This window comes from Microcoleus sp. B7-D4, from assembly GCF_036705125.1.
Lineage (GTDB): Bacteria > Cyanobacteriota > Cyanobacteriia > Cyanobacteriales > Microcoleaceae > Microcoleus.
Genome location: NZ_JAUBTT010000003.1, coordinates 84,410 through 90,409 on the forward strand (window position 1 = coordinate 84,410; position 6,000 = coordinate 90,409).

Annotated in this window: 4 protein-coding genes; 2 read left to right on the forward strand and 2 right to left on the reverse strand. The window is 44.7% G+C overall.

Going from position 1 to position 6,000, the window contains the following annotated elements; translation table 11 throughout:
- Window positions 1–328: 328 nt before the first annotated feature.
- Entirely contained in the window at window positions 329–2,380 is a 2,052-nt protein-coding gene (locus QUB12_RS01765) for an ABC transporter ATP-binding protein (RefSeq protein WP_333140365.1), read from the reverse strand.
- A gap of 210 nt (window positions 2,381–2,590) precedes the next feature.
- Between QUB12_RS01765 and QUB12_RS01770 the strand changes: the two genes are divergently transcribed.
- Window positions 2,591–3,112 carry a GNAT family N-acetyltransferase gene (locus tag QUB12_RS01770; protein ID WP_333305199.1) on the forward strand — a complete coding sequence of 174 codons (522 nt, stop codon included), beginning with the start codon at window positions 2,591–2,593 and terminating at the stop codon, window positions 3,110–3,112.
- A gap of 70 nt (window positions 3,113–3,182) precedes the next feature.
- Here the strand turns inward: QUB12_RS01770 and QUB12_RS01775 are convergent, their stop codons facing one another.
- The gene (locus QUB12_RS01775) at window positions 3,183–4,505 is read right to left on the reverse strand and encodes a tetratricopeptide repeat protein (protein ID WP_333300497.1); all 1,323 of its coding nucleotides are present in this window, start codon (window positions 4,503–4,505) and stop codon (window positions 3,183–3,185) included.
- A 33-nt stretch (window positions 4,506–4,538) separates the two neighbouring features.
- Here QUB12_RS01775 and QUB12_RS01780 point away from each other — a divergent pair, with 33 nt between their 5' ends.
- Window positions 4,539–5,798 carry an esterase-like activity of phytase family protein gene (locus QUB12_RS01780; RefSeq protein WP_333140370.1) on the forward strand — a complete coding sequence of 420 codons (1,260 nt, stop codon included), beginning with the start codon at window positions 4,539–4,541 and terminating at the stop codon, window positions 5,796–5,798.
- Window positions 5,799–6,000 lie beyond the last annotated feature (202 nt).

The following is a 6,000-nucleotide window of genomic DNA, read 5'->3' on the forward strand; positions in this document are numbered from 1 at the left end:
ATGGGTTTGGGCATCGAGAATCATGGGAAACATATTGGTTGGCAGGGTGACAAGCAGGTTGAAAGCAAAGCGGCGTCAAGGTTTTGAGTTGAGTGACCAAGCGAAAAGATACGCTTGCTGTGCGTAAGTCAATAAAAGAGAGTGGCGAGATCCCTTGAATCAGGTTCAAGGGGATATCGGACAATCTTATGAGTCAATAAGCCTGTCCATAATGCACTATCTTTTTTGAGCTTCAGCGGCTTCAATGCTTTTACAATCAAGGTTCCAGAGCCGTTGTCACCCCTTAAGAAAAATCCTCTTCCTGCCTTATTCCTTATTCCTTTTGCGGTTAACTACCCAGCATTTGCAACTTGTACAAACTGGCATATAAACCTTCTTGCTGCAACAACTCTTCGTGGCTGCCCGACTCTACTAACTGCCCGCGTTTGATCACTAAAATACGATCGACATTTCGGATAGTCGAGAGCCTGTGGGCAATAATTATCGCCGTTCTGTCCGCCATCAAACGCTCTAGAGCTTCTTGAATTAAAGCTTCCGTCCCCACATCCAAACTAGCAGTTGCCTCGTCTAGAACTAAGATACTGGGATTGCGAATAGCGGCGCGAGCAAAGGCTAATAATTGCTTTTGTCCCCCCGAAAGATTGGTTCCCCGTTCCCGCAATTGCGTATCATAACCTTGAGGCAACTGTTCGATTAAACGGGCAACATTTGTCTTTTCTGCTGCTGCTTGAATTTCCTCAATCGAGTAACTTTCTCCCAAGCTGATATTGCTCTTCACGTCACCAGCAAATAGAAAGCCATCTTGGATAATCACGCCTATGTGCCTCCGCAACTCTGCTTGAGGCAAATCGCGAATATCCACATGATTAACCAGAATCCGTCCTCGCGTCGGCTCGTAAAGGCGGCACAGGAGACGGATAATCGAACTTTTGCCCGCACCGGTAGGGCCGACTAATGCTACTTTTTCGCCGGATTTGATGGTGAAATTGAGGTTTTGCAGGACATATTCGTCTTGTTTGTAAGCAAACCACACGTTGTCAAATTGGATTTCTCCCGATTCTGAATTCTGCGATTTGGCATTTTCTCCCCCCCTTAGCAAGGTGAGATTGGCGGGAGGTGATTGGGGATTGTTAGGCACTAAACGATATTCTGAACTTGCTGGATTTTGATGATTATCTGCCAATTCTCGATCGAACGGAGACAAGTTGTAAGCCGTTGCCTCTGGATGTCCAGTTATCAGCAACGGTGAATAACCTGCCCTTCTTCCTTCTTCCCTCTTCCCTCTTTCTTCTTCCTTCTTCCCTCTTCCTTCTTCCCTCTTCCCGCTGGTTGGATCTTTAATTTCAATCGGTTCGTTGAGAATATCGCTAATCCGTTCCACAGCGGTAAACCCTGCTTGAATTGCTGTGAATTTCTCGGCAAATTGCCGCAGCGGATCGAAGAGACGCTGAGCAAATAAAATGAATGCAGAGAGAGTACCGAAGTTAAGATTACCCGCTAAAACCCTTTGACCCCCCATCCACAAAACGGCTGCAATCGCTACTAAAGCAATCCATTCTAATGTCGCAGATACGGCTGAGTCGTAAAATATAGTTTTGTCAACTGCTTTAATGTACCGTTTATTGGTGACACGAAACAATTCTGAGTTGAATCTTTCGCGGCGGAATAGCTGCACTACGCCAATACCAGTCAGGTTTTCTTGCAGTTGGGCGTTGAGATCGGAAAGTTCTTCTCTGGTAGTGTAATTGGCTAGGCGATATTGATACTGGAAATAAACTATGACTGCGGTAATTGGGATCATCATCAGCACTAACATTAAAGCTAGTTGCCACTGCATGGTAAACATGAAAATGGCAATTACTAAAATTGAAAATAAATCGCTGACAATGCCGATCGCCCCTGAAGAAAAAACCTCTCCCAAAGCTTCTACATCGCTGGTGAGGCGAGTCATCAGTTTACCGACAGGAGTGCGATCGAAAAATCTCACTGCTAGCGATGTGACGTGGGCGAACAAATCATTTCTAATATCTGTAGTAATTATTTGCCCTACTTTCGTGACTAAATAGCCTTGAACTGATTGCAGTGCTAATCTAAGTGTTATAGTTAGCATGAGCAAAATAGCCAAAATATTCAATGCAGCAGATAGAGGCACTCCCCGCAAGAATTCGTAAGTAGGTTCCGAGCGAATTACCGAAATTGCCTGTCCGATGAGAATGGGTTGAATTGCTCCTGAGACTGCTAGCGGTACTAATAGTGCGATCGCAATAATCAGCAAGCGTTTGCTGCGGGTTGCGTAAGATGCCAACCTCATGAATAACCGCCAGTCTGTTTCCTGGCCGGATTTGTTTTTGGTGTCTGCTACTGGTGAGGAAATAGTCATTGATGGCAAAAACTGTACAATATATCTAGTTAATAATTGTAACAAATAGAATCAATATTTGACACTAATATCAGTAACAGGCAAGATGCCTGTTTCACAAAGAGTGTTTTCTTGTAACAGTAGGTTGGGTTGAGGAACGAAACCCAACTAAAATGTTTGTAGCCCGCCAAAGTGGTACTATAATCTAATGTTAAAGGTTATACTGTCATCATGCAAGAGATAGAGACAGCCCGATTGTATCTGAGACAATTTACGCCATACGACTTAGATGAGCTGTACCGCATCTACAGTGATGCAGAAATAATGAAATACTTGAGAGGAGTTAAAACTAGAGAAGAAACAGAAATCGCCCTTCATACCATGCTCAAAAGTTGGGAAGAAAACAACTTCGGAATGTGGGCTTTAGTACATAAAATAGACCGTAAAATGATTGGTCGCTGCGGACTGGTTTTTCTGGACAAGACACCGGAAGTTGAGCTAGGCTATACCCTCGACAAAGTTTATTGGAATCAAGGATTGGTGACTGAAGCATCTTTTGCTAGTCTCAACTATGGATTTGAAATATTACAGCTTGAAAGAATAGTTGCGATCGCCCGCCCAGAAAATATCGCCTCCCAGCGGGTGATACAGAAAGTTGGCATGAAATATGAAAAAAATGCTCATTATTACGAAACTGATGTAGTATATTATTCTCTCTCGCGAGAAAGTTACCAGTCAAAAGTAGTTTTGTAGGGTGCGCTAGGCGCACCTTACTGCATTTAAATTACTCGCATCGCAAATTGGCATTCTTGTCGGCTGACAACTACGAAGTTCTTTGCAATTGCTTGTTAACTTTTTGAATTTTCTTAGCAAAATACTCTTGTCTGTGTCCCAATCTTTTAGCCACGTCCAACCCTTTTTGATAGGATTCCAAAGCTTTATCGTAAGCCTTCATCTCTTGATAAACTTGACCGATATTGTCATAAGTGTTCATCAATCCGTAGAAATTGTAAGCCCGCTCTTCTAACAGCAACTGCATTTGATAAATCCGCAAAGTAGGCTCCCACTGCTTTTGCGATCGATAAAGTAAAGCTAATTTATCCAAAGCTTCGCTAGCTTGGGCATACTGTTGAATTGGGACGGCTAAATTGTAGGCTTCCTGATAGTATTGAGCTGCTAAATTGATTTGACCTATTGTTTGGTAATCGCTGGCGATCGCAATTTTGAGCGGTGGTATAGCGCTGGGATTTTGTAAGTTAAGATACACTGAGGCTAGTTTTTCCCTAGCTGCGATCGCCTTTAGGGGTTGTTTCGACTGTTGGTAAACATAGGCCAACTGTCTCAGAGTATCTACCTCAGTTGGAGGAGTTACAGGCTGCGGCGGCGCGCCGTTTCCCGCCACAACAGCAGAATTTTGCACAGCAGAATTAGCAGCAAATAAAGCGCGGTTTTCCTGAATTAAAGTAGCCAATTCCTCATACACGGGAGCAGCTTTATCGTAACTCAACCAATTGATGTGAATAAGCCCGATAGCCTTCAAAATCTGACCTTGGGCCAATATATCTTGGTTTTGGCGCGCATTTTCGAGAATTTCTTGGTAAACTTCTACAGTCGGGCCTTTAGCGCGCACCTGCTGAAAAGCCGCAGCGAAGGCGGGTAGCAACTCAGTATTAAGTGGTACTTGCGATTTGACTTCTTTTTGAATTGCTTGCAACCGTTTGGTAATAAGCTGTAGTTCGAGGTTTTTACCGTTACTCCAAGCAACACTTCCCACCCGACTCAAAGCAGCAATTTCCGCCGCCGGGCCCAGATACCTCCGCAGCCGCAATTCTCGGAACCAAATTTCAAAAGCACCCGCGCCGTCTCCAGCTTGCAGTTTAGTCGCTGCTTCTAAGTTTAACTCTTCCAAAGCCGCTGTCAGTTCATCCCGCTGAGTGCTGCTCAAAGATTCAGTGGCGGGAGTGAGGGGATCGGGTGTGGTAATTTCTAGAGGATTAGGAGAAAATTGATCGAGGGCTGGTGGATTAGTTTGGGCGCTAGCAATAGAACCAGCACACAGCCACAGGAAAAGCAAGCACCCAATTGGTACAGAACTTCTCATTCTAAAAATTTGGTTGCCGCGATTCGGCATTTCTTCTGGAAACATCAAGTTTTGCATATCTACAAAACGGTATAAATTATGTCACAAAGATGGCACAAAAGTAAACAGTTCAACAAGAGCAACAAAATAAATGTCACCGTGCTGAGCAATTATTGGCATTTAAAGACGCTGGGCGAGCGTATTTTACGCTTATTTAGTCTAGCCCTTATTCTCTTAACTGTTTGCACAGCTTGCGCCCCGCCTCCCGCAGTTGCAAAAGACCGCTCTTTTCCAGAATTGTCCCTCGAATTTTTGGGCGAGTACGAATTGCCAAAAACCAATTTTGAAGGAGTACCAGTCGGCGGTTTGTCAGGAATTACCTACGATCCCAAAGGTATTAGTGCAGTCACTTCCAAAGCTTATCGCTTTTACGCTCTCTCCGACGACCCCAGCGAAAACGGAGAAGCGAGATTTTACAGTCTCCGACTCGACCTCACATCAAGTGACCCAGCAAATATTCGCCTGAAAAAAGTTACCGTTGACGGCGTTACATCCCTCAAAAAAGCAGACGGTGAAACCTTCTCTTGGGGTTCCATAAATCCCGAAGGCATCGCCCTTTCTCCCCGCAATTCAATATTTGTCGCCAGCGAAGGCGTTACTCATGTGGGCATCCCTCCTTTTCTCGGAGAATTTGACCTCAAAACCGGGCAAATGCGGGGAAATTTGCCGATACCAAAGCGCTATATTCCCGATGCCGGCGATGAAAAACAGCAGCAAGGAGTGGTGGACAATTTAGGTTTTGAATCTTTAACCATCGACCCAGAAACCTTTAGTCCAGGCGGTCTAGATCCGTTTCGTTTGTTCGCAGCTACGGAAGCGCCGTTAATGCAAGATTTAGACCCGGAACAGGCAAGCAAACTCCGTATTTTACATTATGTCATCGTCGATAAAACGCCGCAATTAGTATCGGAAAATCTTTACATCCTCGACCAAGTTCCCATGACTATTTTGAACGGTTTAACAGAATTAGTAACTGTCGGTGGCGGTCAGATTCTGAGTTTAGAACGTTCTTTTGGGCTGTCGGGATACAGCGCTAGGATTTATCAACTAGCGGTTGGGGCGGCTACAGATACTTCGAGAATCCAGAGTTTTAAAGGGCGAGTGGCGGTCGAACCTGTTAAGAAAAAGTTGCTGCTAGACTTAAGCGAACTCGGAATTCCGCTGTACAATTTAGAAGGGATGACCCTCGGCCCGCGCTTGCCAGATGGCAGCCAGAGTATAGTTTTGGTCAGCGATGACAATTTTGATGAAGCGCAGAAAACTCAGTTTATCTTGTTGAGTTTGAAGGGCAAAGGTTAAGTCAGAAGGGCGGGCTAGAAGCCCACCCCACCCCACAAGAAGATTTATTGTTTGTGAAACAGGCATCTTGCCTGTTTCTCAAAACAGTACAATAAAATTCACTCCTTGTGGAACAGGCATCTTGCGCGGGCTAGAAGCCCACCCCACCCCACAAGAAGATTTATTGTTTGTGAAACAGGCATCTTGCCTGTTTCTCAAAACA